This is a genomic window from Pseudomonas sp., from assembly GCF_030696055.1.
GTDB lineage: Bacteria > Pseudomonadota > Gammaproteobacteria > Pseudomonadales > Pseudomonadaceae > Aquipseudomonas.
This window is the reverse complement of the sequence record NZ_JAUYNP010000072.1, coordinates 1-25,477: the sequence shown is the minus strand read 5'-3', so window position 1 is coordinate 25,477 and position 25,477 is coordinate 1. Positions and strand designations below refer to the sequence as shown.

Here is a 25,477-nt window from a genome sequence, read left to right as displayed (position 1 = left end):
CAGCAGCACCTGGTCGGCCTTGCTGGCGTGCGCGCGCAAGGGCGTGGCGAACAGCGCCGGCAGCTCGCCCTGCTCCTCGAGCGGCGCATTGACCAGCACCTCGGCGTTGCCGTGGCTGCCGAAACTCAGTTGGCAGTGCTGCCCGTCCAGCTCGATCAGCAGCAGGTCGCCACGCTGGCGCAGGCGCTGGCGCCAACGCTCGGGAATCAACCCGGCCAGCTCCAGCGTCCACCAGTCCCAGAAGCGCTTGGCCTGGGCCTTGAGCAGCCCGGCACTGGTCGTCAGCCGGGACAGCGGGGGAGAAAGTTCCATGCGTATGCCCTGTCATCGTGCTCCGTGGAGTCCATGGCAGACCGTGGCACGCCAGCAGGCCAGGCCCTGTCGCGGCGCTCTCGGCACCCCAGCCAGTCATGCTGCGGGGCCGATCACGCCTTGCCGGGGCGGCGCGGGAAAGCCTGTAGAAGGTCCGTCAACCGCACTCGTACAGCTATTGCTCGCATTCACTGGTATCAGCGCTGTTGCGGGTTATCCAGCACCCGGAAACCCGCAACCGCGCTCTGGCCGCGGCGCGACAACCAGACCCGCTGCCGCGACAGCAGCTGGTCGCCGGCCAGCACGGCGATATCGACAGCATAGTTGAATCCCGCCGAGGCAAAGGTCAGCAGCGCCGGGTCGACGCCGGTCAGCAGCGGCGGCGGCACCCCCTCGGCATAGTTGCGCCGGCGGCTCTCGATATACTGCTCGATGGCGTCCTCGCTGGGCCCCTGCAGGGCCCGCAGCACCAGCGGCGGGGCCAGTTGCGGGTTGACCTCGGCCTTGTTGCTGAGCAGGGTCAGCGCCGGCGCCACCCGCCGGTACAGCGCCGCGTCGATGCCCAGCACGCGCTTGAGTTCCTCCAGGCGCTCGAACGGGCGGTTGCCCGGCGCCTCCAGCCCGGCGGCCAGGTAATCGTCCAGTTCGGCGCCGCTCGGCCGGCGCAGCTCGTCCTCGTCGCGCCAGTCGAGGATCGCCTCGCTCAAGGCCACGGCCGCGCCCTCCTCCACCTCGACCGCGCGGAACAGCCCCTCGAGCAGTTCGGGTCCGGCCTCGTTGAGGTCGATCTTGCCCAGCTCGTCGCTCAGCGTGACCTGGATCTGCAAGCCCGCCAACTCCAGGCTGCGCTGGCTGCCGTCGGCCAGCCAGCCGGTGGTGCCGGGTTGCGCCAGGCTCCACTGGGCCCAGTTGATCCCGGCATCGGCGGCATTGCGCGCCGCCGCCGCGGCCTTCAGGTTGGCGGTCAGCTTGAGTTCGATGCGGCTGCTGGCCGACAGGTTGAGGCCGATCAGGGTCAGCAGCGCCAGCATCCAGAGGGTGCCGACCAGGGCTATGCCGGCCGAGCGTTCAACGCGCGCGCACGATGGCATGGCGGCCCTCCTGCGGCGCGGCCGTCAGCTCCAGCGCATAGGGCTCTGCCTGCGGCGCGCTGACGCGCAACAGCAGCGGCAAGTCCGCTTGCTCGCGCCATTCGTCGAGCCAGCGCGGTTCGCTGTCCGGGCGCCGCTCCAGGTACTCGAAGCGCAGTGGCTTGGCCAGACCCTCGAGCAGCACCTCGACCTGGCCCTCGTCGAGCAGGCTCTGCTGCAGCAGGTCCCAGTCCAGCAGCTGATCGTCCTGAAAGCTGCGGTAGCGCAGCAGCAGGCGCCACTGCGCGCCGTCGGCGACCAGTTGCTGTTCCTGCACCAACTGCAGCCAGTAGCGCTGGCCGGGCTCGCCGAGGCCGACCAGCTCGCCACAGTAGATCAGCCCCTCGGCGCTGCCGAGGAAGGCCGGCTGCAGCTTGCCTTCGAGGTCACGCAAGCGCTCCAGCTCGGCACTTTCCAGCAGGCGGCGGAGCAGCTGGTGGGTCAGGTAGCGCTCCTCGTTCTGCCGCAGCTGACGGTCGGCGCCGGCCCAGCCCTGGATGCCCAGACTCAGGCCGGCATAGGCCAGCAGGCTGAGCAGCAGGCTGAGGGCGACCGCCAGCAGCAGCTCCAGCAGGGTGAAGCCGTTGGCCCCGCGCGCCCCGCTCATCGCGGCTCCTCCACCAGGCGCAGAGTGCTCAGGCTGATCTGCTCGGCCGGGCGCTCGCCCCAGCTGACCGTGACCCGGATCAGCCGCGGCACCACCGCATAGGCCAGCCCCGGCTCGCGGTTGGGGAATTCGTAGGCTTCGATGCTGCTGCGCCAGCGGTAAGGCGGGCGCAGCTTGCCCTGGCTCTCGCCTTCGCTGTCGGCGCTGAAGGTGGCGAGCACCTCGCTGAGTTGCGACTCGGCCAGCAGCAGCGCGCTCTGCTGGCGCTCCGCGGTGCGCAGGGCGGCGAAAGAGGCGGAGAAGATGCGCAGCAGTATGCCCAGGCTGAGGGTCAGGATGAGGAAGGCCACCAGCACCTCGAGCAGGGTGAAGCCGTGGCTGTGGCGCGGCCGGCTAGTCATCCAGGTGCACCCGCCCGGTGAGCCAGTCGACCTGCAGTTCGAACTCGCGGCCGTCCGCCGCGCTCAGGCGCAGCGCCCCGCCCGAGGAGTAGCCCTGCGGGTAGAAGCTGATGGCGCCGCTGGTGTCGACCTCCTCGTCCTCCTGCGGGTCGCCATGGCTGCCGCGTTGCACGTCCAGCTGCAGCTCCGCCGGCAGGCGGTAAAAACGCTGTTCCGGGCTGAAATTCACCCCGTGCCGGCCCTCGTCGTAGCTGACCCGCACCGCCTGGTGCAGCAGTATCGCCTGGCTGCGCGCCTGGCGCAGTTGGGCCAGCAGGTGGCGGCTCTGCCCCTTCAGCTGCGCGCCCGGGATAAAGCGCTGCAACGCCGGGCCGACCAGGCCGGCGAGTACGCCGGCGATGACCAGCACCACCAGCAGCTCCAGCAGGGTAAAGCCGGCCGGCCTGGCGCAAGCCGGTGCGCGGGCTGGTGCCGCACGCGCAGCATTGCCCCAGCGGCGGCGGCCATCAGTCCCAGCTATGCACATCACGGTTTTCCCCATCGCCGCCTTCGCTGTTGTCGGCGCCCAGGCTCCACAGGTCGAACTCGCCGTTCTTCCCCGGCGCGCTGTAGTGGTAGGGGTTGCCCCAGGGGTCGATGCGGATGACGTTCTTCTTCAGGTAGGGGCCGTTCCAGTTCTCCACGTTGCGCGGCTTGTTGATCAGCGCGTCCAGCCCTTCGTCGGTCGTCGGGTGACGTCCCAGTTCCAGGCGGTAGAGGTCCAGCGCGGCGCCCAGTTCCTGGATCTGCAGCAGCGCCGCCTTGGTCTTGGAGCCGCCCAGTTGCTTGAACAGCTGTGGCCCGACCAGGCTCGCCATCAGGCCGAGAATGACCAGCACCACGAGGATTTCCAGCAGGGTGAAGCCGCGCTGCGGCAAGGTACGAGGGTGTACGTGGTCCATGGGAACCTCCCAGTCAGAGGGGAATTTCGGTGATGCTCATGATCGCCACCAGCACCGAGAGGATGATCCCGGCGATCATCAGGCCGAGGCCGACGATCAGCAGCGGTTCGAGCACCGCCAACAGGCGCTGCATCGAGATTTCCACCTCGCGGTCGTAGGTGTCGGCCACCTTCAGCAACATGACGTCGAGGTGCCCGGTTTCCTCGCCGACCTGGATCATCTGCATGGCCAGGGCCGGGAACAGCCCGGTGGCGAGCAGCGGCGCGGCCAGTTGGCGGCCTTGCTTGAGGCTTTCCGCGGCGATGCCGACCTGCTCCACCATCAGCAGGTTGCCGAGGGTCTGGCGGGCGATGCCGAGCGCCTGCAACAGCGGCACGCCGCCCTGCAGCAAAGTGCCCAGGCTGCGGGTGAAACGCGCGGTCTCGATCCGTTGCAGCAGCCCGCCAAACAGCGGCAGGCGCAGCTGCAGGGCATCCCAGGCCTGGCGGTACTCGGCCAGACGCAGCAGGCGGCGCCACAACCAGATGGCGGCGATCAGCAGCAGCAGAAACGCCACGCCGTAGCTGCGCAGGGTCTCGGCGATGCCGATGACGATGGAGGTGGACAGCGGCAGGCTGGCGCCCATGTCGTCGAACAACTGGCGGAACTGCGGGATCACGTAGGTGAGGATGATCAGCAGCGACGACAGCGACACCAGCAGCAGGATCACCGGGTAGATCATCGCCGACACCACCCTGTCGCGCAGGGTCTTGCTGCGCTCCATGTAGTAGGCCAGGTTGCCCAGGCCATCGGCCAGGTCGCCGGATATTTCGGCGGCCTGCACCATGCTCACATAAAAGCTGGAGAACAGCTCCGGACGCTCGGCCAGCACCCGCGACAGGCTGGCGCCACGCCGCACGCCCTCCTGGATCGGCGTGATCAGCTGCTGCAACTGCACGTCGTCGCTGACCCGCAGCATGATCTCCAGGGCGCGGTCCAACGGCACCCCGGCCTGCAGCAGCGAGGCCAGGTTCTGGGTCAGCAGCAACACCTGGCGCGCGCCCTGGGAGCGCTGCAACCACTGCTTGACGTCGAACTGCAGCAGGCCCTGCCAGCTGCGCCGGGTGGCGATCTCCAGGGGGATCAGGCCGCGGCCGTGCAACTGCGTCAGCACCTCCTGCTCGCTGGCCGCCTCCAGCTGGCCCTGCTGGGTTTCGCCGTCGTCCTTCACCGCGCGGAAATGATAGAGCGCCATGTCAGCCCTCCTGGGTGACGCGGATCACTTCTTCCAGCGTGGTCAGGCCATCCACGGCCTTCTGGCAGCCGTCCTCGTACATGGTCAACATGCCCTCCTCGCGGGCCACCTGCATCAGCTGACCGGCGTCGGCGTGCTGCAGGATCAGGCGGCGGATCGCATCGCTGAGTACCAGCACCTCGATGATCGCCACCCGACCGTAGTAGCCGCTGCCGTTGCAGGCCTTGCAGCCGCGGGCGTGGTACAGGCTCACCGGGCGTTCGCCGGCGAAGCGCTGCAGCTTCAGCTCGCGGACCATCTCCGCCAGCGGCTGGTAGGGCTCGCGGCACTCCCGGCAGAGTTGCCGCACCAGGCGCTGGGCCAGCACGCCGTTGAGGGTGCTGGTCAGCAGGTAGTCCTCCACGCCCATCTCCAGCAGGCGGGTGATGCTGCTCGGCGCGTCGTTGGTGTGCAGGGTGGACAGCACCAGGTGGCCGGTCAGCGCCGACTGGATGCAGATGCGCGCGGTCTCCAGGTCGCGCATCTCGCCGACCATGATCACGTCCGGGTCCTGGCGCACTATGGAGCGCAGGGCGCCGGCGAAGGTCAGGCCGATGCTCGGTTTGACCTGGATCTGGTTGACCCCCTCGAGCTGGTACTCTACCGGGTCTTCCACCGTGATCAGCTTGCTCTCGCTGGTGTTCAGGCTGTTCAGCGCGGTGTACAGGGTGGTGGTCTTGCCGCTGCCGGTGGGCCCGGTAACCAGCAGCACGCCGTGGGGAATGCGCAGCGCGCTGCGCAGGCGCGCCAGCGGTTGCTCGCCGAAGCCCAGGGCGGCGAAGTCGAGCACCACGTTCTCGCGGTTGAGCAGGCGCATCACCACGCTCTCGCCGTGCATGGTCGGCACGGTCGATACGCGGATGTCGAGGTCGTTGCCCTGCACGCGCATCTCGATGCGACCGTCCTGAGGCAGACGCCGCTCGGCGATGTTCAGCCGCGCCATCAGCTTGACCCGCGAGATCACCGCCGGCGACAGCTGCACCGGCGGCGCCTCGGTCTCCTGCAGCAGGCCGTCGACCCGGTAGCGCACCTTGAGGCGGCTCTCGAAGGGTTCGATATGGATGTCCGAGGCGCGCAGCTCCACCGCGCGCTGGATGATCAGGTTGACCAGGCGGATCACCGGCGCCTCGCTGGCGCGGTCGCGCAGCTGCTCGACGTCGGCCACGTCGTCCTGCTCGTTCGGCTCGACCCGCGCCAGGATATCGCCCATCTGGCTCTGGCCCTGGCCGTGCATGCGCTCGATGGCGGCGTCTATCTCCGAGCCGAGGGCCACCTGCGGGCTGATCCGGCAGCCGCTGGCCAGGCGCAGGGCGGACAGGGCGAACTGGTCCTGGGGGTCGGCCATGGCCACCTGCAGCTCACCGTCGGCCAACTCCAGCGGCAACGCCCGGCACTCTTTAAGGAAGCGATAGGACAGGCGCTCGGCCAGCAGCGGGGTGACCGGGAAGTCTTCGCCGACTATCAGCGGCAGCTCGAGCAGCGCCGCCAGCTGGGCGGCTATGTCGCGTTCGGCGACCAGGCCCAGGCGGTTGAGCAGGCTGACCAGCGAGCCGGCTTCGGGCTGCGCCGCCTGCATGCGCAGCACGCGCTTGTGGTCCGCTTCGGACAGACAGCCGGCCTTGACCAACGCCAGCCCCAGATCCTGCTGCTCGGGGGTAGGTTCAACGCGTTCCGCGGCAACCATGATGGTCAATCCCGCCAGCATGCCCTAGTGCGCACAATATCCCTGTGGCAGATGCATGCCGCATCAATCCGCTTTATCGTCCAGACCTTGTGAGAACGTCGCGCGCGAAGATCTGGCGAGGCGCAGCGCAACGGTGCGGAGCACGATCGCTCCGCGCAGCGAACACAGGCATGCCCGGCAGGCGCAACGCGTGGCTCGGCCTCCGCCATTTATGCGCCCGCCAGCTACGCCCGGACCCTGTGTCGGCGTTGCCAGCGGGCCTGTTTCGCAACTTGTTTCACTATAGTCGCTGGCATCTGCGCCGTTGTTTCAGTGCTGAAATGAACGGATCGACGGCAATTTCAGCCCCGCTACAGGCCAATGCCGCTCACTTAAGCCAAGTGAACGGCATTTTTGTAGCCCGGATGAGATCAGGGCTACGTTCTGGGAACCTTGCTTGCGCGAGATACCCCCTTAAGTGAACAGCATTGCCGCTACAGGCGGCTTTCCTGCGGCACCTGGCCGCTTAGGCAGCCCCACCTATACCGCCCTCCAGCTTGCGCCAGAGCAGGCGCACCGAGGCCTTGCGCACCAGGGCGCAGCGGTGCAGGCGGATTTCCAGGGGCACTTGCCACTGCTCGTCGCCACACACCACCAGCTCGCCGCGGGCCAGTTCGGCGGTCACCGACAGGCGCGGCACCCAGGCCACGCCCATGCCTTGCAGGGCCATGCTTTTCAGGCTGTCGGCCATGGCCGTTTCGTACAAGGTGGTGGAGCGCAGGCCGCGCTGGCGCAGCAGCAGGTTGACCGAGCGGCCGAGAAAGGCCCCGGCGCTGTAGGCCAGCAGCGGCACGCTCTGGCCGCTGTCGAGGTCGAACAGCGGCCGGCCATCCTCGCCCACCGCGCACACCGGCAGCATCACGGTGCGGCCCAGGTGCAGCGAGGGGAAGATCTCCGGGTCCATCTGCAGCGAGGCGTCCGGGTCGTAGTAGGCCAGGATCAGGTCGCAGCCCCCTTCGCGCAGCGAGTGCACCGCCTCGCCGACGTTGGTCGCCACCAGGCGGGTGGTCAGCGGCAGGCCTTCGCGGCGCAGACGGGCGATCCATTCGGGAAAGAAACCCAGGGTCAGCGAGTGCGCGGCGGCGATCTGCAACACCTCGCCCTGCTGGCCTTCCAGGTTATGCAGATGGCGCACCACATCGCCGAGCTGCTCGACCATGCTGCGCGCCGTGACCAGAAACAGCTGGCCGGACTCGGTCAGCTCCACCGGGGTGCAGGCGCGGTTGACCAGGCACAGGCCGAGCATGTTTTCCAGGCTGCGGATGCGCCGGCTAAAGGCCGGCTGGGTGACGAAGCGCTTCTGCGCCGCCTGGGAAAAACTGCGGGTGCCGGCCAGGGTGACAAAGTCTTCCAGCCATTTGGTTTCCAGATTCATCGCTGCTCCCGATGATTTGCACAATACGTAGGGTGGGTTAGCGACGCCGTACACCGGCCTATATCCCACATGCGCTTGTGGTGCGGCGCGTAACCCACCAGGCGATCGACCGCGTTGCGGCGGTGGTGGGTTACGCCGCGCCGAACCGCTGCGCTGATCCTGCCACCACGCCCGCGCGCCTAACCCACCCTACGCCCGCCGACAATTCGGCGTCACACCGACGTTATGCCGATTATGCATGACCTAGCGTTTAACAGCATTGGCCACTGGCAAGCCACAGCCCTTAGTCTACGGGACATCGCGGCAATCGCCGTATTCCCTAGAGATACCCATCATCATGTCCGCTGCTGCATCTTTCCGCGTCGAAAAAGACCTGCTTGGCACCCTCGAAGTCCCTGCCGAAGCCTATTACGGCATCCAGACCCTGCGCGCCGTGCATAACTTCCGTCTGTCCGGCGTGCAGCTGTCGCACTACCCGAAACTGGTGATCGCCCTGGCCATGGTCAAGCAGGCCGCCGCCGACGCCAACCGCGAGCTGGGCCACCTGTCCGCCGCCAAGCACACCGCGATCAGCACCGCCTGTGCGCGCATCATCCAGGGCGAGTTCCACGAGCAGTTCGTGGTCGACATGATCCAGGGCGGCGCCGGCACCTCGACCAATATGAACGCCAACGAGGTGATCGCCAATATCGCCCTGGAAGCCATGGGTCACGAGAAAGGCGAGTACCAGTACCTGCACCCGAACAACGACGTGAATATGGCGCAGTCCACCAACGACGCCTACCCGACCGCCATCCGCGTCGGCCTGCTGCTCGGCCATGACTACCTGCTCAACGCCCTGGACAAGCTGATCCAGTCCTTCGCCGCCAAGGGCCTGGAGTTCGGCCACGTGCTGAAGATGGGTCGCACCCAGCTGCAGGACGCCGTGCCCATGACCCTGGGTCAGGAATTCCGCGCCTTTGCCGTGACCCTCGGCGAAGACCTGCAACACCTCAAGCGCCTGGCGCCCCTGCTGCTCACCGAAGTCAACCTGGGCGGCACCGCCATCGGCACCGGCATCAACGCCGACCCGGGCTATCAGAAGCTGGCGGTCGAGCGTCTGGCCATCATCAGCAACCACCCGGTGGTGGCGGCGGCCGACCTGATCGAAGCCACCTCGGACATGGGCGCCTTCGTGCTGTTCTCCGGCATGCTCAAGCGCACCGCGGTCAAGCTGTCGAAGATCTGCAACGACTTGCGCCTGCTGTCCAGCGGCCCGCGCACCGGGATCAACGAGATCAACCTGCCGGCGCGTCAGCCGGGCAGCTCGATCATGCCCGGCAAGGTCAACCCGGTAATCCCGGAAGCGGTCAACCAGGTGGCCTTCGAAGTCATAGGCAACGACCTGGCGCTGACCATGGCGGCCGAAGGCGGCCAGCTGCAGCTGAACGTGATGGAGCCGCTGATCGCCTACAAGATCCTCGATTCGATCCGCCTGCTGACCCGTGCCATGGACATGCTGCGCGAACACTGCATCGACGGCATCACCGCCAACGAAGCGCATTGCCGCCAGCAGGTGGAGCAATCCATCGGCCTGGTCACCGCGCTGAACCCCTATATCGGCTACGAGAACGCCACCCGCATCGCCAAGATCGCCCTGGAAAGCGGCCGCGGCGTACTGGAACTGGTGCGCGAGGAGCAGCTGCTGGACGAGGCCACCCTGGCCGACATCCTGCGCCCGGAAAATATGATCGCCCCGCGCCTGGTGCCGCTTAAAGCTTAAACAAGCCCCTTAAAAACGTAGGCGAGGCAGCCGAGACAAGGCAAAAACGGCCGAAAAAGCGGAGTTTACTGGTGTAAATGAGCATTTTTAGGCCGTTTTTAACGCAGTCCCGGCAACGCAGGTAGTTTTTAACCGAGCAATACCCGCACAGGGACGTGCGGGGCTTCTGCGCCGACCCGGCGCATCGGCATTAGCCGGAAGGAAACCGGCAGCCAACGAGATGCATATCTGCATCCAGGGCATACCTACAATAACTACACAGGGTGACACCATGAAATTGATCGACCGCAGTCGTCTCTCTCCTCCGCCAACCGTCAGGCCATCCCTGACGCGCTAGCAGTCGGTTGGGCTTGATGCCCGACAGACCGCCAAGGGCCTGCACAACCCGCTCAGTCAACTCAAGTTCGGCTTAATCAAGCTGCTGCATCCCGTCATGGCTCTCGCTATGTCGCGGCGCGGCAGTCCCGTGTCGGCGCACTGAAAGCCGCATTTGCCTGACCGAGCCGGCCAACCAGGTCGTCGGCCCACCCGTTGCCGACCGTCAGCGCCGTCCTACCCGGGCGGCGCTGCGGCGTCATCATTTTTATCCCCCCCCAAAAAAAGCACCACAAGTGAGGGAGAGACCCATGTTGGAAATACTCAACGACTTCCTGTCCGGCAAGCTGCTGATCGTCCTGATCGTCGGCCTGGGCAGTTACTTCACCATCCGTTCGCGTTTCGTCCAGTTCCGCCATTTCGGCCATATGTTCAGCGTGTTCAAGAATTCCCTGCGCAGCAGCGCCGGTCAGCTCAGTTCGTTCCAGGCACTGATGCTCAGCCTGGCCGGCCGCGTCGGCGCCGGTAATATCGCCGGGGTCGGCATCGCCGTGACCCTGGGCGGCCCGGGTGCGGTGTTCTGGATGTGGGTGACCGCCCTGGTCGGCATGTCCAGCAGCTTCTTCGAGTGTTCCCTGGCCCAGCTGTACAAGCGCGCCGACGGCGACGGCCTGTACCGCGGCGGCCCGGCCTATTACATCGAGCACGGCCTCAAGCTGCGCTGGATGGCGCTGACCTTCGCCGTATTGCTGCTGGTGACCTACGGCTTCGCCTTCAACGGCCTGCAGTCCTTCACCGTGACCCACTCGCTGGAGAACGCCTTCGGCTTCCCGGTCGAGTACACCGGCATCGGCCTGGCCGTGCTGCTGGGCCTGGTGTTTATCGGCGGGATCAAGCGCATCGCGGCGGTCTCCGACCTGCTGGTGCCGGTGAAGACCCTGGCCTATATAGGCGTGACCCTGTACGTGATCGCCACCCAGATCGAGCTGGTGCCGGGCATGCTGGTGACCATAGTGAAGAGCGCCTTCGGCCTGGAACCGGCCTTCGCCGGCCTGCTCGGCAGCGCCATCGTCATGGGCGTCAAACGCGGCGTGTTCGCCAACGAAGCCGGCCTGGGCAGCGCACCCAACGTGGCCGCGGTGGCCAGCGTGCAGCATCCGGTGGCGCAAGGCGTGGTCCAGGCGTTCAGCGTGTTCCTCGACACCTTCGTGATCTGCACCTGCACCGCCCTGCTGATCCTGCTGTCGGGCTTCTATACCCCCGGCTTCGAGGGCGACGGCATCACCCTGACGCAGAACTCCCTGGCCGCGGTGGTCGGTGACTGGGGCCGGGTGTTCGTCAGCGTGGCGCTGAGCCTGTTCGTCTTCACCTGCATCCTCTACAACTACTACCTCGGCGAGAACGCCCTGCAATTCCTGCTGGGCAAGAGCCGCGCCGCTTTGCTGACCTACCGCGGCCTGGTGCTGGCGCTGATCTGCTGGGGCTCGATGCAGAACCTCGGCACGGTGTTCGCCTTCGCCGACATCACCATGACCCTGCTGGCCTTCGTCAACCTGATCGCCCTGGCCATGCTGCTCAAGGTCGGCCTGCGCCTGATGCGCGACTACGACGAGCAGCGCAAGGCTGGCGTGCAGACCCCGGTGTTCGATGCGCGCCAGTTCGCCGATCTGGACCTCGATCCAGTGGCCTGGCCGGAGAAGCCCCTGACTGCGCCGGCGACCTGGCCCAGCGCGGCCGACACGGCGCCAAGCAACGCACTGCAACAACGTTGAACTGACAACGCCTGGGCTAGCCCAGGCGTTGTTCTTTGCGTCATAGAGCCTGTTCAAAGTCTCGCGAGCTAGAGCCATGCAAGGAAAAAACAGGCGAGGAAGCGGAGTTTACGAGTTGTAAATGAGCATTCCGAGCCTGTTTTTAACGCAGCAGGGCCGACGCGCAGCAGACTTTGGACAGGTTCTTAGGCCCCGCGCGGCCAAGTGGCAGGCGCGGGACTCTCTGTTTCACAGGAGTGCCAGACCATGCGCCATTATCTTTCAACCGCTCTGTTGTTCTGCTTGCTGTTCAGCCCCTTGAGCCAGGCCCAATTGCCGCCCGACTACAAGGTGGTGCTGCTCACCGAAAACTTCCCGCCCTTCAATATGGCCGAGGGCGGCAAGAACTTCGCCCGCGACGCCAATATCCAGGGCCTCAGCGCCGACCTAGTGCGCGAGATGTTCAAGCGCGCCGCCATCGACTACAGCCTGACCCTGCGTTTCCCCTGGGACCGCGTCTACCAACAGGCGATGAACACCCCCAACCACGGCCTGTTCTCCACCTCAATGAGCGAGGCGCGCAGGCCGCTGTTCAAGTGGGTCGGGCCCATCGCCCAGTACCAGAGCGTGCTGGTCGGCCTCAAGGACGGCGGCCCGCGCCCAACCGACCTGGAACAGGCCAAGGCCTACCGCATCGGCGCCTACCAGAGCGCGGCGGTCAGCCAGCACCTGGAACGCTTGGGCTTCAAGCCGCTCAACGCCCTGCGCGACCAGGAAAATATCCGCAAGCTGCAGCGCGGGCAGATCGACCTGTGGGCCACCTCCGATCCGGTTTGGCGCTTCTACGCCAAGGAGCAAGGGGTCGAGGGACTGGAAACCGCCCTCAGCTTCGAAACCTCGCAGCTGTATCTGGCGCTAAACAAGGACACCCCGGACGAGGTGGTGGAGCGCCTGCAACAGGCGCTGGAGCAGATGCGCGGCGAGGGCTACGGCGGCTGCGCAAAAAATCCGCAGCTGTGCTAAGTCCGCCTGACTAAAAGGCCGTTGAAAAACGTAGGCGAGGCAGGCAAGACAAGGCGCTACGTAGCAACAGCCTTCGGCTGGTCAAAACGGCGAGGAAGCGGAGTTTACGTGCTGTAAATGAGCATTCCGAGCCTGTTTTTAACGCAGTATTGCCAACGCAGGTAGTTTTTCAATGGCCTGCTAAAGCCGCCAGGCCTTGCGCAGCGCCTGCAAGGCCTCGGCGATCCGCGCCTCAGGCACCGCGGCGAAACCCAGCACCAGCCCGGCGCGCTGGTCTTCGGGCTCGGCACTATCCGCCAGCCAATAGCCGCTGAGGGCGTTCAGCTCCACCCCCACCTCGGCTGCGGCGGCGATCAGCTCGCGTTCGCGCGCCAGGCTGTCCACCCGCACGCACAGGTGCAGGCCGGCCTCCACCGCCGGCAACGGCGCACAGCCGGGAACGTTCTGCGGCCAACCGGCCAGCAAAGCATCGCGGCGACTGCGCGCGGCGCCGCGCATGCGGCGGATATGCCGCTGGAAGTGGCCGGCGGCGATAAATTCGGCCATCACCGCCTGGCTGCCGATCTCCGAATGGCGCATATCCAGGGCGCGGCGACGGGAGAAGGACTCGACCAGGGCCGGCGGCAGCACCAGGTAGCCCAGGCGCAGCGCCGGGAAGGCGATCTTGCAGAAGGTGCCGACGTAGAGCACCCGGCCCTGGCGGTCGAGGGCGGCCAGCGGCGCCAGGGGCGTGCCGCTGTAGCGGTACTCGCCGTCGTAATCGTCCTCGACTATCCAGCTGTCGTGACGCTCGGCCCAGTCCAGCAGTTCCAGACGCCGCGCCAGCGACAGGGTGCCCCCGCAGGGATACTGATGCGAAGGCGTGACATAGGCCAGGCGGCAGCGGCCCGCCCGCTCCAGCGCCGCGCAGTCCAGCCCCTCGCCATCCACGGCTATGCCCACCAGCTGCGCGCCGGCCACGGCGAAGGCATGGGCGGCGGCGCGATAGCCGGGGTTCTCGATGGCCACCCGGTCACCCGGCTCGACCAGCAGCTGGGCGCACAGGCTGATGGCCTGCTGCGCACCGCGGGTGACCAGGATCTGCGCCGGGTCGCAGTGCAGGCCGCGGCTGTTGCGCAGGTAGGCGGCAATCAGCTCGCGCAGTTGCCAGTCGCCGGCCGGGTCGCCATAGCCCAGGCGCGCCGCCGACGGCTTGCGCCAGAAACGCGCGCTGAGGCGCGCCCAGGTCTCGAAGGGAAACAGATCGAAGGCCGGCACGCCGACGCGAAAGGCCCGCGGCGCACCTTCCAGCGGCTCGGCCAGATGATGCCGAGCCAGACGCTGCATGGCCTGGCTGGATGGTGCCGTGCTAGCGGATGCGGGCGGCGCGCGCACCACCCCGGCCAGCTCGGCGACATAGGTGCCGGCGCCGACGCGACCTTCTATATAGCCCTCGGCATACAGCTGGTCGAAGGCGCGGGTCACGGTGTTGCGGGAAATGCCCAGCAGAGCGGCCAGGTCGCGACTGGCCGGCAAGCGGGTACCGCCCACCAGGCGGCCATCGAGGATGCGCTCGCGCAGGGCCTGGTACAGCTGGCGCGCCAGGCCCTGGGCCGGGTCGAGGTGGATGCCGGAAAGGTCGACGGGTAGCGGCGCTGGCAGTGACATGGATTGGCCCTATAAAAGTCGCAAGAAGTGGATCTTACAACAGACCAATATCCTGCCTAGCATGGCTATACCAAGTCAGGAGCCTGCCCATGTATAACCCCACTGCCTTCCGCCAGGACGACCTCACCACACTGCACCGGCAGATCCTCGACTGCCGCCTGGCCACTGTGGTCAGCCAGGGCGCGAATGGCCTGCAGGCCAGCCACCTGCCGCTGCTGCTGGAACCCGGCGAAGGCCAGTACGGCACCCTCTACGGTCACTTCGCCCGGGCCAACCCGCACTGGCGCGACCTGGCGGACGGCGCCGAAGCGCTGGTGATCTTCCAGGGCCCGGAGGCCTATATCAGCCCCAGCTGGTACCAAGCCAAGGCCGAGCACGGCAAGGTGGTGCCGACCTGGAACTATATCGCCGTGCACGCTCAGGGCCGCGCCGAGGTATTCGAGGATGCCGAACGCCTGCTGCAGCTGGTCAGCCGCCTCAGCCAGCGCCATGAGGCCGGCCGCCCACAACCCTGGGCTGTCAGCGAGGCGCCGCGCGACTATATCGACGGCATGCTGCGCGCCATAGTCGGCTTCGCCCTGCCCATCGAGCGCCTGCAGGGCAAATGGAAACTCGGCCAGAACCGCAGCGCCGCCGACCAGGCCGGGGTGCGTGAAGGCCTGCAAGCCAGCCATGACCCCCGCGACCGCGAACTGGCCGCACGCATAAACGACCATCACTAACCCAAGGAAGAACCATGCCTATCGAAATCCGCCCCGTCACCCCCGCCGACCACGCTGCCTGGCTGCCGCTGTGGCAGGGCTATCTGGACTTCTACCAGACCGAGCTGCCCGCCGAGACCAGTGCCGTGACCTGGCAGCGTTTTCTCGACCCGAGCGAGCCGACCCATGCCGCCCTGGCCTGGCGCGACGGCCAGGCCCTGGGCCTGGTGCAATGGATCTTCCACCGTTCCAACTGGCTGGTGGCAAACAGCTGTTACCTGCAAGACCTGTTCGTCAGCCCCGACCTGCGCGGCAGCGGGATCGGCCGGCTGCTGATCGAGCATGTCTATGCCCAGGCCCGGGCGGCCGGCGCCACGCGGGTGCACTGGCTGACCCACGAGAGCAATAGCGACGCCATGCAGCTCTACGACCGCATCGCCGAGCGCTCGGGCTTCGTCCAGTACCGCAAGACGCTTTAAAGGGAGCCCGCCATGACCGCCCATGATCTATCCAACTGGCAGCCCCGCCCGGTTCCGCAACGCGAACCCTTGGCTGGCCGCTTTGTGCGTCTGGAACCGCTGGCTAGTGCGCGCCATGGCGACGACCTGTGGCTGGCCCTGCAGGGGCTGGGCTGCGATCCGGCGCTATGGGACTATCTGCCCTACGGCCCCTTCGCCAGCCGCGCGCCCTTCGACGCCTGGCTGGCCGCCAATGCGGCCAGCGCCGACCCGCTGTTCTACACGGTGATAGACCTGGCCAGCGGCCGCGCCCTGGGCCTGCTGAGTTTCCTGCGCATAGCCGCCAAGGACGGCTGCATCGAGATTGGCCATATCGCCTTCGGCCAGGCCATGCAGCGCACGCCGGGCTCCACCGAGGCGGTCTGGCTGCTGGCCCGGCACGCCTTCGACGACCTCGGCTACCGCCGCCTGGAGTGGAAGTGCGACGCGCGCAATGCTCGTTCCAGGCGCGCCGCCGAACGCCTCGGCTTCGTCCATGAGGGGCTGTTCCGCCAGCATATGCTGGTCAAGGGGCAGAACCGCGACACGGCCTGGTTCGCCATTATCGATGGCGAATGGCCGGCGCGGCGCGAGGCCTTCGAACGCTGGCTGACGGCGGACAATTTCGACGCCGAAGGCCAGCAGAAGCGGCGCCTGGAGGATTTAAGGTGACAGGTAGGTTGGCGCTGAGCCTGCGAAGCCCAACAGGCCCCGGCGTTGAGCACCATCGTTGGGCTTCGCTCCGCTCAGCGCCAACCTACGGGACCGCGATGCGGTCCTTCCGCGAATAAATTCGCTCCTACAAGACACGCACTGCTTGCGTCTGTGGGAGCGGATTGATCGCGATGCGGGGCGAAAGCCTGGTCGGGCTCACTCGATCTCGAACAGGCCGTGGCGGATCTGCGCGCCGGCCAGGCGCTGGCGGATATCGGCGTCGATGCGCGGATCGTCCGGGCTGTAGAGCATCACCTGGCGGTAGGCGTTGACCCGGTTGATCTCCGCGCCCAGGTATTCCCAGACCACCCGGGTGCAGGCCGGGGTGCGCCGGTCGCCGCTGGAGACCCCGGTCTTCAGGCCGTTGAGGCGGCTGATGCGACTCTTGAAGCTGGGAATCAGGATGGTCTGGCTGATCTCGTTGCCGGTCAGCGACTCGTAGTCGATCAGAAACAGGCGGTCCTGCAGGTAGAAGGCCGCACCCAGATAGCGGCAGCGCACCCAGTCCTCGGCCTTGCCGCTGTCGGCGCGGGACGGCTCCTGGCGTTCCTGGCGCTCGAACAGGAAGGTGCCGCGCTCCTCACGCAGCTGCACCAGCGACAGCAGTATCTGCCCCGGCACCGACATGCAGTTGGCGTACTCGAAGTAGTAGCCGCAGTAGCGACTCAGGCTGCTGGAGTTCTCGCGCAACGGCTGCAACATCTCCAGCAGCGGATCGCCCAATAACCGCGACTCCTGACTGCCGCTGCGCGCGCCGATCAGGTCGACGAACTGCTCGCCGGGCAGGTTCAGCTCGTAGTCCTCGACCCCGAAGAAATCGCAGATGCGCTTGAGGTTGAAGGCCGTCGGCCGGCTCTGCCCGCTGAGGTACTTGTTGAACTGCGCGCGGTTGATCGCGAGCTTGCGGCACACCTCGGCGATCGAACGGTAGTGGCTGCACAGCAGCTTGAGATTGGCGCCCAGAGAGTCCGACATGCGGCTGATCCTGATGATGCGAGTGACGCGATTCTAGCATCAACTCGCGCCATATCGCCGCGACCCGCGAAATTGCACGGCGAACCTCCTTGGACAACCATTCAGCAGCCGCACGGTGGCGCGGTGTTTATCCATCCAGAACAACAAGAGAGGCAACCCCATCATGCTCGATCTGCTCAATGACCTGCTCTGGAGCAAGGTCCTCATCGTCGCCCTGGTCGGCCTCGGTCTGTACTTCTCGATTCGCTCGCGCTTCGTGCAATTTCGTTACTTCGGCGACATGTTCAGCATCTTCGCCGAAGCCTTCCAGCGTCAGCCGGGCCAGCTCAGCTCGTTCCAGGCCCTGATGCTGTCCGTGGCCGGGCGCGTCGGCGCCGGCAATATCGCCGGGGTGGCCGTGGCCATCATGCTCGGCGGCCCAGGCGCGGTGTTCTGGATGTGGGTCGTGGCCCTGCTCGGCATGGCCACCAGCTATTTCGAATGCTCCCTGGCGCAGCTGTACAAGCGTCGCGAGGCCGACGGCACCTACCGTGGCGGCCCGGCCTTCTACATCCTGCACGGCCTGGGTCAGCGCTGGCTGGCGGTGATCTTCTCGATCCTGCTGCTGGTGACCTTCGGCTTCGGCTTCAACGCCGTGCAGTCCTACACGGTCGCCACTTCGCTGCATGACACCTTCGGCCTGCCCACCTATGTCAGCGGCCTGGCCCTGGTCGGCGTGATCGCCCTGATCATCTTCGGCGGCATCAAGCGCATCGCCAGCATGGCCGACGTGCTGGTGCCGATCATGGCCTTCTCCTATATCGGCATGGCGCTGGTGGTGCTGGGCATGAACATCGCCGAAGTGCCGGAAACCCTGGCCCTGATCGTACGCAGCGCCTTCGGCCTGGAACCGGCGTTCGCCGGCGGCATCGGCGCGGCCATCCTGATGGGGGTCAAGCGCGGCCTGTTCTCCAACGAAGCCGGCCTGGGCAGTGCGCCCAACGTCGCCGCCGTGGCCGAGGTCAAGCACCCGGCAGCGCAGGGCATAGTGCAGTCGCTCAGCGTGTTTATCGACACCATCCTGGTGTGCACCAGCACCGCGTTGATCATCCTGCTGTCCGGCGTGTATCAGCCAGGCAGCGAGATGGCCGGCGTGGTACTGACGCAGACCGCCCTGGCCGCCGAAGTCGGCGAGTGGGGCCGCATCTTCGTCAGCACCGCCCTGCTGCTCTTCGTCTTCACCACCCTGGTGTATAACTACTACCTGGGTGAGAATGCCCTGGGCTTCTTCAGCAGCAAGCGCTGGCTGGTGCAGCTCTACCGCGTGCTGGTGATCGCCCTGGTGCTGTGGGGCTCGATGCAGGATCTGGGCACAGTGTTCGGCTTCGCCGACGTGACCATGGGCCTGCTGGCACTGGTCAACCTGGTCGCGCTGTTCCTGCTGTTCAAGGTCGGCCTGCGCCTGATGAACGACTATGACAGCCAGCGTAAAGCCGGGGTGCAGTCGCCGGTACTCGACCCCAAGGCCTACGCCGACCTGGACCTCGACCCAGCGGCCTGGCCGGCCACCTCGACGCGGGCCAGCCAAGCGTACGCGGGTCGCAGCGACCAGGCGGAAATCGGCAACAGTGTGCATCAGCGCTAAGCCACCGCTAACGGCATGACGAACAGGGGGCCTTGGCCCCCTGTTTCTTTATCAGAACATGGAGAACGCACATGGGTTGCCAAAAACTCCTGGTGCTCTACACCGGCGGCACCATCGGCATGCAGATGAGCGCCGCGGGCCTGGCCCCGGCTTCCGGTTTCGAGGCGCGCTTGCGCGCCCAGCAGGCCCTGCAGGCGCAAGCACTGCCCGAGTGGATCTTCCGCGAGCTGCTGCCGCCGATCGACAGCGCCAATATGAACCCGCACAACTGGCTGGCGATGGTCGCGGCGATTCGCGCCGGCATCGAGCAGGACGGCTGCGATGCCGTGCTGCTGCTGCACGGCACCGACACCCTGGCCTATAGCGCCGCCGCCCTGAGTTTCCTGCTGCTCGGTTTGCCGGTACCTGTGATTCTCAGCGGCTCCATGTTGCCCGCAGGCAGCCCGGGCAGCGATGCCTGGGGCAATCTGTTCGGCGCCATGCAGGCGCTGCAGGCGGGCGTCGCTCCCGGCGTGCAGCTGTATTTCAACGGCGAGCTGATGCACGGCGCGCGGGTCAGCAAGTTGCGCAGCGATGCCTTCGACGCCTTCCAGGTGCTGCCGCGCCAACGCCAGGGCCAACGCGCCGTCAGCATCCCGGCCAGCATCGACTACCGCCAGGTGCGCCAGCCGGTCAATCTGGCCGTGCTGCCGCTGTTTCCCGGCATCCAGGCCGCCCAGCTGCGCGTCCTGCTCGACAGCGGCGTGCAAGGCCTGCTGCTGGAATGCTACGGCAGCGGCACGGGACCGGCGGACGACGCCGAACTGCTGGCGGTGCTTAAGGCCGCCCACCAGCGCGGCGTGGTACTGGCCGCGATCAGCCAGTGCCCCCATGGCCATGTCGAATTCGGCGTGTATGCCGCAGGCAGCCAGCTGGCCAGCACCGGCCTGATCTCCGCCGGCGGCATGACCCGCGAAGCCGCCCTGGGCAAACTGTTCGCCCTGCTCGGCGCAGGCCTCGGCCAGGCCGAGGCGGAGCACTGGTTCGGCCTGGATCTGTGCGGTGAGCGGGCGGATTGAAGGCTAGCCGCTGGCAGCTAGGCTGTAGGGGTCCAGGATGATTGACAGCTTAGAACCTGCTTACGATCTCGCGAGCTAGAGCGAGACAAGGCAAAAACAGCCGAGGAAGCGGAGTTTACGAGCTGTAAATGAGCATTCCGAGGCTGTTTTTAACGCGGTATCGCCGACGCGCAGCAGATCGTAAACAGGTTCTTAGAGGAGAGTGCCGCATGCCTATTCGTATCCCCGTCGAGATCCGCCGCGTGACGGCCGCCGATCATGCGGCCTGGCTGCCCCTGTGGCAGGGCTATCAACGCTTCTATATGACCGAGATCAGCGCTGCCACCAGCGACACCAGCTGGCAGCGCTTTCTCGACCCCGCCGAACCCATGCACGCGGCGCTGGCCTGGCATGAGGGGCAGGCCATCGGCCTGGTGCACTGGGTCTACCACCGCTCGACCTGGACCACGGGCGACTACTGCTACCTGCAGGACCTGTTTATCGCCAAGGATGTGCGCAGCAGCGGGGCCGGGCGCCAGCTGATCGAGTTCGTCTACCAGCAGGCCAAACAGCAGGGCTGCTCGCGGGTGCACTGGCTGACCCACGAGAGCAATGCCAAGGCCATGTTGCTGTATGAACGCATCGCCGAACGCTCGGGCTTCGTGCAATACCGCAAGCTGTTGTAGCGCGGCGCAGGCTGACCCTCCGGTCAGAAAGATGGCCGGGTGCTATTGCCTGAGGGCAAACGCGGCGCTATCTTCTGCGCCACGTCCGCGCTCCCCAGCGCCGTGACGCACCTGGATCAGCAGACAGGGTAAACACTGAGCTGGCTAACCTGAACCTAACTTCAGAGGAGCCAACTCAATGGCTACTACCCGTATCTGGATCAAAAACCCCCTGGCCATCTTCACCGCCACCCATCCCTCCAATAGCCTGGATGCCGCCGGCGGCCTGGTTATCGAAGACGGCGTGATAGTCGAGCTGCTGGCGGCCGGCCAGCAGCCTTCGAAACCCTGCGACCAGACCTTCGATGCCCGCGAGCACGTGGTGCTGCCGGGCTTGATCAACACCCATCACCACTTCTACCAGACCCTGACCCGCGCCTGGGCACCTGTGGTCAACCAGCCGCTGTTCCCCTGGCTGAAGACCCTGTACCCGGTGTGGGCGCGCCTGACCCCGGAAAAACTGGCCCTGGCCAGCAAGGTGGCCCTGGCCGAACTGCTGCTGTCCGGCTGCAGCACCGCGGCGGATCACCACTACCTGTTCCCCGGCGGCCTGGAAAACGCCATCGACGTGCAGGTCGAGGCAGTCCGCGAACTGGGCATGCGCGCCATGCTGACCCGCGGCTCCATGAGCCTGGGCGAGGCCGACGGCGGCCTGCCGCCGCAGCAGACGGTGCAACAGGGCGAAGTCATCCTGGCCGACAGCCAACGGCTGATCCATGACTATCACCAGCGCGGCGACGGCGCGCAGATCCAGATCGCCCTGGCGCCCTGCTCACCCTTCTCGGTGACCCAGGAAATCATGCGTCAGAGCGCCGAACTGGCCCAGGAGCTGGACGTACGCCTGCACACCCACCTGGCCGAGACCCTCGACGAAGAGGACTTCTGCCTGCAGCGCTTCGGCCTGCGCACGGTGGATTATCTGGACAGCGTCGGCTGGCTCAGCTCGCGCACCTGGCTGGCCCACGGCATCCACTTCAACCCGGACGAAATCGCCCGCCTGGGCCAGGCCGGCACCGGTATCTGCCATTGCCCGAGCTCGAATATGCGCCTGGCCTCCGGTATCTGCCCGACCCTCGACCTGCAAGCCGCCGGTGCACCAATCGGCCTGGGCGTGGATGGTTCGGCGTCCAACGATGCTTCCAACATGATCCTCGAAGCGCGCCAGGCCCTGTATATCCAGCGCCTGCGTTACGGCGCCGAAAAGATCACCCCGGAATTGGTCCTGGGCTGGGCCAGCAAGGGTTCGGCCAAGCTGCTGGGGCGCAGCGATATCGGCGAACTGGCAGTGGGCAAGCAGGCCGACCTGGCCTTCTTCAAGCTGGACGAGCTGCGCTTCTCCGGCAGCCACGACCCCATCTCCGCCCTGCTGCTGTGCGGCGCCGACAAGGCCGACCGGATGATGATCGGCGGCCAGTGGCGAGTGATCGACGGGCAGATCGAAGGCCTGGATGTAGCCCAGTTGATCGCCGATCACCGTCAGGCGGCCAAGGAACTGATTGCAGGCTGATTATCGCAGTCGGGTAAGCAACGAAAAACGGGGTGCCGATCGAATCGGCACCCCGTTTTTTATGCTGCGGCCTAACCTGCGCCAAACATGGTGGGTTAGGTGCCTGTGCTGATCGAATCACCACCCATTCTTCATGCTGCACCGTAACCCACCAGCGTCGCGCCCTGACCTACCGCCTGGTGGGTTACGCGGTGCGCAACCATAGAGACACTCTCTCGGACATTGGCTTGCGCCGCCCACCCTACGATCTCGCAACAGATAGTGGACGGGGGCTTAGAACACCGACCAGCCGATACGCTCGCTAAGCAACTCCAGCGCCTTGATACCCGCCAGGGAATTACCGGCCGCATTCAGTTCCGGCGACCACACGCAGACGCTGAAGCGTCCCGGCACCACCGCGACAATACCGCCACCCACCCCACTCTTGCCCGGCAAGCCGACCCGGTAGGCGAAGTTGCCGGCTTCGTCGTACAGGCCGCTGGTGGCCATGATCGCGTTGACCTGCTTGGTCTGTCTGGGCGTGAGGATCTGCGCGCCGCTGTGCATACAGAAACCCTGGTTGGCCAGAAAGCAGAAGGCCCGGGCCAGGTCGACGCAGCTCATGCGCAGGGCGCAGCAGCTGAAATAGCTGCGCAGCACCGTCTCCACATCGTTATGGAAATTGCCGAAGGACTGCATCAGGTAGGCCGCCGCCGCATTGCGCGCGCGATGCTGGTATTCCGACTCGGCCACCCGGTTGTCCACCAGCACCTCCGGGTTGCCGGCCAGACGGCGGACGAAGTCGCGCATCGACAGCACCGGTGCGGCGAAGCGCGACTGGTTGATATCGCAGATCACCAGGGCGCCGGCATTGATAAAGGGATTGCGCGGCCTGCCGCGCTCGAATTCCAGCTGCACCAGGGAGTTGAACGGCTGCCCGGACGGCTCATGGCCGAGGCGCTGCCAGATCTCCTCGCCACTGTGGCCTATGGCCTGCACCAGGCTGAACACCTTGGAAATGCTCTGCACGGAAAACGCCGTATGGGCATCGCCGGCGTAGAACAGCTCGCCGTCGTTGCTGTACACCGCGATGCCCAGCTGGTTGGCCGGCACATCGGCCAGGGCGGGGATGTAATCGGCCACTTTGCCCTGGCCGATCAGCGGGCGGACTTCATCGAGAATTTCGTTCAACAGCGCTTGCATGCTTAGGCTCGCAGCAGTGCCCGAGCACACCCCGGACTATGGCTGCTAGACGCTTATCGAGCGGCGCTGATCACACCCAAGTGCGCCTAAACCGGCGCTGTTCCAGTACTGGTTTAGACGCAAAAAGAAGGGGGCCTTGCGGCCCCCAGCGGGAAACAGTCAACGACCTCGGTCAGGCCATAAGGCTTACTCGATCTCGATCAGCACTTCGCCCGGGTTGACCCTATCGCCCTTGGCCACGTGCACCGCCTTCACGGTACCGGCAATAGGTGCCTGCACCTCGGTTTCCATCTTCATCGCTTCGCTGATCAACACGGCCTGGCCGGCCTTGACCACATCGCCTTCCTTGACCAGCACATCGACTATATTGCCCGGCATGCTGGTGCTGACATCGCCCGGCGCGCTGGCGTGCTTGCGCTTGCCGCCGGCGCCTGCGACGAAGTCGTTGAGCGGCTCGAACACCACCTCTTCCGGCATGCCGTCGAGAGACAGGTAGAAGTGGCGCTTGCCGTCGGTCTTCAGGCCCACGCCGGTGATATCCACCCGGTAGCTTTCGCCGTGCACGTCGATGATAAATTCGGTCGGCACACCCTCGCCGCCGGCCGCTGCCACAGCACCGGCTTCCGGGATCGGCAGCAGGACTTCCGGGGTCAGGGTGCCGGCGGCGCGCTCCTCGAGGAATTTACGCCCGATGTCGGGGAACATGGCGTAGGTCAGCACGTCTTCTTCGGACTTGGCCAGGGCGCCTATCTCTTCGCGCAGCTTGCTCATCTCCGGCTTGATCAGGTCGGCCGGGCGTACTTCGATCACGTCCTCGCTGCCGATCGCCTGGCGCCGCAGCTTCTCGTTGACCGTACCCGCCGTCTTGCCGTAACGGCCTTGCAGGTAGAGCTTCACCTCGTTGGTGATGGTCTTGTAGCGCTCGCCGGCCAGCACGTTGAACACCGCCTGGGAACCGACTATCTGCGAGGTCGGGGTGACCAGCGGCGGGAAGCCGAGGTCTTCACGCACCCGCGGGATTTCCGCGAACACTTCGTTGATGCGGTGCAGCGCGCCCTGCTCTTTCAGCTGGTTGGCCAGGTTGGACATCATGCCGCCCGGCACCTGGTTGACCTGCACGCGGGTGTCCACCACGGTGAACTCGCTCTCGAACTGGTGGTACTTCTTGCGCACGGCGTAGAAATACAGGCCGATCTCCTGCAACAGCGGCAGGTCCAGGCCGGTGTCGTACTCGGTGCCGCGCAGCGCCGCGACCATCGACTCGGTGCCCGGATGGCTGGTGCCCCAGGCGAAGCTGGAGATGGCGGTGTCGATATGCTCGGCGCCGTTCTCGATGGCCTTCAGCTGGCACATGGCGGACAGACCGGCGGTGTCGTGGGAGTGGATAAACACCGGCAGCGACTGCTCGGCCTTCAGCGCCCTGACCAGCTCGCCGGTGGCATAGGGGGTGAGCAGGCCGGCCATGTCCTTGATCGCCACCGAGTCGCAGCCCATGGCCTCCATCTGCTTGGCCTGGGCGACGAAGGCCTCGACCGTGTGCACCGGGCTGGTGGTGTAGCAGAGGGTGCCTTGGGCGTGCTTGCCGGCGGCCTTCACCGCCTCGATGGAGACGCGCAGGTTACGCACATCGTTCATCGCGTCGAAGATGCGGAACACGTCGATGCCGTTGACCGCCGCCTTGGCCACGAAGGCGCGCACCACATCGTCGCTGTAGTGGCGGTAGCCCAGCAGGTTCTGCCCGCGCAGGAGCATCTGCAGGCGGGTGTTGGGCAGCGCCGCGCGCAGTTGACGCAGACGCTCCCAGGGGTCTTCCTTGAGGAAGCGCACACAGGCGTCGAAGGTCGCGCCGCCCCAGACTTCCAGCGACCAATAGCCGACCTTATCCAGCTTGGCGCAGATCGGCAGCATGTCTTCGGTGCGCATGCGGGTGGCGATCAGCGACTGGTGGGCGTCACGCAGGATGGTGTCGGTTACATAAATCTTCTTCGGCATTTTCAGCTCCTCACAAGCCGGCGTGGGCGGCGATGGCGGTGGCGATGGCCAGCGCCAGGTGCGATGGGTTGCGTTTGATCGAGTACTGGGTCAGTTCCGGATGGCTTTCGACGAAGCTGGTGTTGAACTGGCCGCTACGGAACTCGGGGTTGCGCAGAATTTCCTGGTAATAGGCGGCGGTGGTCTTCACCCCCTGCACGCGCATGTCGTCCAGGGCGCGCAGGCCACGGTCCATCGCCTCTTCCCAGGTCAGCGCCCAGACC

23 protein-coding genes and 1 pseudogene are annotated in these 25,477 nt (G+C 66.1%); 10 read left to right on the top strand and 14 right to left on the bottom strand.

Going from position 1 to position 25,477, the window contains the following annotated elements; all coding sequences use genetic code 11:
- From Q8Q83_RS04320 to Q8Q83_RS04280, 9 genes are all read right to left on the bottom strand, one after another.
- Positions 1-312: hypothetical protein (locus Q8Q83_RS04320; protein ID WP_305621437.1), on the bottom strand; the 312-nt coding region annotated here is incomplete at its 3' end.
- 197 nt (positions 313-509) lie between these two features.
- Positions 510-1,403, bottom strand: a complete 894-nt coding sequence (locus Q8Q83_RS04315) for a general secretion pathway protein GspK (protein ID WP_305621435.1) — start codon at positions 1,401-1,403, stop codon at positions 510-512.
- Positions 1,381-2,049: a prepilin-type N-terminal cleavage/methylation domain-containing protein gene (locus Q8Q83_RS04310; RefSeq protein WP_305621433.1), complete on the bottom strand. Its 669-nt coding sequence runs from the start codon at positions 2,047-2,049 to the stop codon at positions 1,381-1,383. The genes Q8Q83_RS04315 and Q8Q83_RS04310 overlap by 23 nt, the downstream gene beginning before the upstream one ends.
- Positions 2,046-2,450, bottom strand: a complete 405-nt coding sequence (locus tag Q8Q83_RS04305) for a prepilin-type N-terminal cleavage/methylation domain-containing protein (RefSeq protein ID WP_305621432.1) — start codon at positions 2,448-2,450, stop codon at positions 2,046-2,048. The genes Q8Q83_RS04310 and Q8Q83_RS04305 overlap by 4 nt, the downstream gene beginning before the upstream one ends.
- Positions 2,443-2,991 carry a GspH/FimT family protein gene (locus Q8Q83_RS04300; protein WP_305621430.1) on the bottom strand — a complete coding sequence of 183 codons (549 nt, stop codon included), beginning with the start codon at positions 2,989-2,991 and terminating at the stop codon, positions 2,443-2,445. The genes Q8Q83_RS04305 and Q8Q83_RS04300 overlap by 8 nt, the downstream gene beginning before the upstream one ends.
- Positions 2,957-3,391, bottom strand: a complete 435-nt coding sequence (gspG, locus tag Q8Q83_RS04295) for a type II secretion system major pseudopilin GspG (protein WP_305621428.1) — start codon at positions 3,389-3,391, stop codon at positions 2,957-2,959. The genes Q8Q83_RS04300 and gspG overlap by 35 nt, the downstream gene beginning before the upstream one ends.
- A gap of 13 nt (positions 3,392-3,404) precedes the next feature.
- Positions 3,405-4,625, bottom strand: a complete 1,221-nt coding sequence (locus Q8Q83_RS04290; protein ID WP_305621427.1) for a type II secretion system F family protein — start codon at positions 4,623-4,625, stop codon at positions 3,405-3,407.
- Between the two features lies 1 nt (position 4,626).
- A complete protein-coding gene (gene gspE / locus Q8Q83_RS04285; protein WP_305621425.1) occupies positions 4,627-6,348 on the bottom strand; it encodes a type II secretion system ATPase GspE in 1,722 nt (573 codons plus the stop codon).
- Between the two features lie 505 nt (positions 6,349-6,853).
- Positions 6,854-7,762, bottom strand: coding sequence for a LysR substrate-binding domain-containing protein (locus Q8Q83_RS04280; RefSeq protein WP_305621424.1), 909 nt, complete (start codon positions 7,760-7,762; stop codon positions 6,854-6,856).
- A 337-nt stretch (positions 7,763-8,099) separates the two neighbouring features.
- On the opposite strand from Q8Q83_RS04280, the gene aspA reads away from it, so the two are divergent.
- The 3 genes from aspA (at position 8,100) to Q8Q83_RS04265 (ending at position 12,613) form a co-directional block, all read left to right on the top strand.
- Positions 8,100-9,524 (top strand): aspartate ammonia-lyase, encoded by a 1,425-nt coding sequence (gene aspA, locus Q8Q83_RS04275; RefSeq protein WP_305621422.1) that lies wholly within the window; start codon positions 8,100-8,102, stop codon positions 9,522-9,524.
- Positions 9,525-10,150: 626 nt separating this feature from the next.
- A complete protein-coding gene (locus tag Q8Q83_RS04270; RefSeq protein WP_305621420.1) occupies positions 10,151-11,611 on the top strand; it encodes a sodium:alanine symporter family protein in 1,461 nt (486 codons plus the stop codon).
- Between the two features lie 246 nt (positions 11,612-11,857).
- Complete coding sequence (locus tag Q8Q83_RS04265) at positions 11,858-12,613, top strand: ABC transporter substrate-binding protein (protein ID WP_305621418.1); 756 nt, start codon at positions 11,858-11,860, stop codon at positions 12,611-12,613.
- Positions 12,614-12,793: 180 nt separating this feature from the next.
- Here Q8Q83_RS04265 and Q8Q83_RS04260 read toward each other — a convergent pair whose 3' ends face one another.
- Entirely contained in the window at positions 12,794-14,260 is a 1,467-nt protein-coding gene (locus Q8Q83_RS04260; RefSeq protein ID WP_305621416.1) for a PLP-dependent aminotransferase family protein, read from the bottom strand.
- An 89-nt stretch (positions 14,261-14,349) separates the two neighbouring features.
- Here Q8Q83_RS04260 and Q8Q83_RS04255 point away from each other — a divergent pair, with 89 nt between their 5' ends.
- From Q8Q83_RS04255 to Q8Q83_RS04245, 3 genes are read left to right on the top strand one after another with little or no spacing between them, the layout of a single operon-like run.
- The gene (locus Q8Q83_RS04255; RefSeq protein WP_305621414.1) at positions 14,350-14,982 is read left to right on the top strand and encodes an FMN-binding negative transcriptional regulator; all 633 of its coding nucleotides are present in this window, start codon (positions 14,350-14,352) and stop codon (positions 14,980-14,982) included.
- Between the two features lie 14 nt (positions 14,983-14,996).
- Positions 14,997-15,440: a GNAT family N-acetyltransferase gene (locus Q8Q83_RS04250; protein WP_305621412.1), complete on the top strand. Its 444-nt coding sequence runs from the start codon at positions 14,997-14,999 to the stop codon at positions 15,438-15,440.
- Positions 15,441-15,452: 12 nt separating this feature from the next.
- Entirely contained in the window at positions 15,453-16,130 is a 678-nt protein-coding gene (locus Q8Q83_RS04245; protein ID WP_305621410.1) for a GNAT family N-acetyltransferase, read from the top strand.
- A 198-nt stretch (positions 16,131-16,328) separates the two neighbouring features.
- On the opposite strand, the gene Q8Q83_RS04240 is transcribed toward Q8Q83_RS04245, so the two are convergent.
- Positions 16,329-17,147 carry a helix-turn-helix transcriptional regulator gene (locus tag Q8Q83_RS04240; protein ID WP_305621408.1) on the bottom strand — a complete coding sequence of 273 codons (819 nt, stop codon included), beginning with the start codon at positions 17,145-17,147 and terminating at the stop codon, positions 16,329-16,331.
- A 163-nt stretch (positions 17,148-17,310) separates the two neighbouring features.
- Here Q8Q83_RS04240 and Q8Q83_RS04235 point away from each other — a divergent pair, with 163 nt between their 5' ends.
- From Q8Q83_RS04235 to Q8Q83_RS04220, 4 genes are all read left to right on the top strand, one after another.
- Positions 17,311-18,771 carry a sodium:alanine symporter family protein gene (locus tag Q8Q83_RS04235; protein WP_305621406.1) on the top strand — a complete coding sequence of 487 codons (1,461 nt, stop codon included), beginning with the start codon at positions 17,311-17,313 and terminating at the stop codon, positions 18,769-18,771.
- 71 nt (positions 18,772-18,842) lie between these two features.
- Entirely contained in the window at positions 18,843-19,829 is a 987-nt protein-coding gene (locus tag Q8Q83_RS04230) for an asparaginase (protein ID WP_305621405.1), read from the top strand.
- 209 nt (positions 19,830-20,038) lie between these two features.
- Positions 20,039-20,494 (top strand): GNAT family N-acetyltransferase, encoded by a 456-nt coding sequence (locus Q8Q83_RS04225; protein ID WP_305621403.1) that lies wholly within the window; start codon positions 20,039-20,041, stop codon positions 20,492-20,494.
- Between the two features lie 178 nt (positions 20,495-20,672).
- Positions 20,673-22,040: an 8-oxoguanine deaminase gene (locus Q8Q83_RS04220; RefSeq protein WP_305621401.1), complete on the top strand. Its 1,368-nt coding sequence runs from the start codon at positions 20,673-20,675 to the stop codon at positions 22,038-22,040.
- 273 nt (positions 22,041-22,313) lie between these two features.
- On the opposite strand, the gene glsB is transcribed toward Q8Q83_RS04220, so the two are convergent.
- The 3 genes and pseudogenes from glsB to Q8Q83_RS04205 form a co-directional block, all read right to left on the bottom strand.
- A complete protein-coding gene (glsB, locus tag Q8Q83_RS04215; RefSeq protein WP_305621399.1) occupies positions 22,314-23,222 on the bottom strand; it encodes a glutaminase B in 909 nt (302 codons plus the stop codon).
- A gap of 186 nt (positions 23,223-23,408) precedes the next feature.
- Positions 23,409-25,214 (bottom strand): sodium-extruding oxaloacetate decarboxylase subunit alpha, encoded by a 1,806-nt coding sequence (gene oadA / locus Q8Q83_RS04210; RefSeq protein WP_305621397.1) that lies wholly within the window; start codon positions 25,212-25,214, stop codon positions 23,409-23,411.
- 10 nt (positions 25,215-25,224) lie between these two features.
- Positions 25,225-25,477 (bottom strand): annotated as a pseudogene (locus tag Q8Q83_RS04205) (acetyl-CoA carboxylase biotin carboxylase subunit); the annotation flags it as partial.

Bases quoted from the DNA above. Each gene is read 5' to 3' on its own strand.
- glsB (WP_305621399.1), bottom strand. From the start codon at position 23,222: ATGCAAGCGCTGTTGAACGAAATTCTCGATGAAGTCCGCCCGCTGATC.
- aspA (WP_305621422.1), top strand. From the start codon at position 8,100: ATGTCCGCTGCTGCATCTTTCCGCGTCGAAAAAGACCTGCTTGGCACC.
- Q8Q83_RS04255 (WP_305621414.1), top strand. From the start codon at position 14,350: ATGTATAACCCCACTGCCTTCCGCCAGGACGACCTCACCACACTGCAC.
- Q8Q83_RS04270 (WP_305621420.1), top strand. From the start codon at position 10,151: ATGTTGGAAATACTCAACGACTTCCTGTCCGGCAAGCTGCTGATCGTC.
- gspE (WP_305621425.1), bottom strand. From the start codon at position 6,348: ATGGTTGCCGCGGAACGCGTTGAACCTACCCCCGAGCAGCAGGATCTG.
- Q8Q83_RS04230 (WP_305621405.1), top strand. From the start codon at position 18,843: ATGGGTTGCCAAAAACTCCTGGTGCTCTACACCGGCGGCACCATCGGC.
- Q8Q83_RS04300 (WP_305621430.1), bottom strand. From the start codon at position 2,991: ATGGGGAAAACCGTGATGTGCATAGCTGGGACTGATGGCCGCCGCCGC.
- Q8Q83_RS04240 (WP_305621408.1), bottom strand. From the start codon at position 17,147: ATGTCGGACTCTCTGGGCGCCAATCTCAAGCTGCTGTGCAGCCACTAC.
- Q8Q83_RS04225 (WP_305621403.1), top strand. From the start codon at position 20,039: ATGCCTATTCGTATCCCCGTCGAGATCCGCCGCGTGACGGCCGCCGAT.
- Q8Q83_RS04235 (WP_305621406.1), top strand. From the start codon at position 17,311: ATGCTCGATCTGCTCAATGACCTGCTCTGGAGCAAGGTCCTCATCGTC.
- Q8Q83_RS04250 (WP_305621412.1), top strand. From the start codon at position 14,997: ATGCCTATCGAAATCCGCCCCGTCACCCCCGCCGACCACGCTGCCTGG.
- Q8Q83_RS04280 (WP_305621424.1), bottom strand. From the start codon at position 7,762: ATGAATCTGGAAACCAAATGGCTGGAAGACTTTGTCACCCTGGCCGGC.
- Q8Q83_RS04265 (WP_305621418.1), top strand. From the start codon at position 11,858: ATGCGCCATTATCTTTCAACCGCTCTGTTGTTCTGCTTGCTGTTCAGC.
- Q8Q83_RS04290 (WP_305621427.1), bottom strand. From the start codon at position 4,625: ATGGCGCTCTATCATTTCCGCGCGGTGAAGGACGACGGCGAAACCCAG.
- Q8Q83_RS04220 (WP_305621401.1), top strand. From the start codon at position 20,673: ATGGCTACTACCCGTATCTGGATCAAAAACCCCCTGGCCATCTTCACC.
- oadA (WP_305621397.1), bottom strand. From the start codon at position 25,214: ATGCCGAAGAAGATTTATGTAACCGACACCATCCTGCGTGACGCCCAC.
- Q8Q83_RS04310 (WP_305621433.1), bottom strand. From the start codon at position 2,049: ATGAGCGGGGCGCGCGGGGCCAACGGCTTCACCCTGCTGGAGCTGCTG.
- Q8Q83_RS04260 (WP_305621416.1), bottom strand. From the start codon at position 14,260: ATGTCACTGCCAGCGCCGCTACCCGTCGACCTTTCCGGCATCCACCTC.
- gspG (WP_305621428.1), bottom strand. From the start codon at position 3,391: ATGGACCACGTACACCCTCGTACCTTGCCGCAGCGCGGCTTCACCCTG.
- Q8Q83_RS04315 (WP_305621435.1), bottom strand. From the start codon at position 1,403: ATGCCATCGTGCGCGCGCGTTGAACGCTCGGCCGGCATAGCCCTGGTC.
- Q8Q83_RS04305 (WP_305621432.1), bottom strand. From the start codon at position 2,450: ATGACTAGCCGGCCGCGCCACAGCCACGGCTTCACCCTGCTCGAGGTG.
- Q8Q83_RS04245 (WP_305621410.1), top strand. From the start codon at position 15,453: ATGACCGCCCATGATCTATCCAACTGGCAGCCCCGCCCGGTTCCGCAA.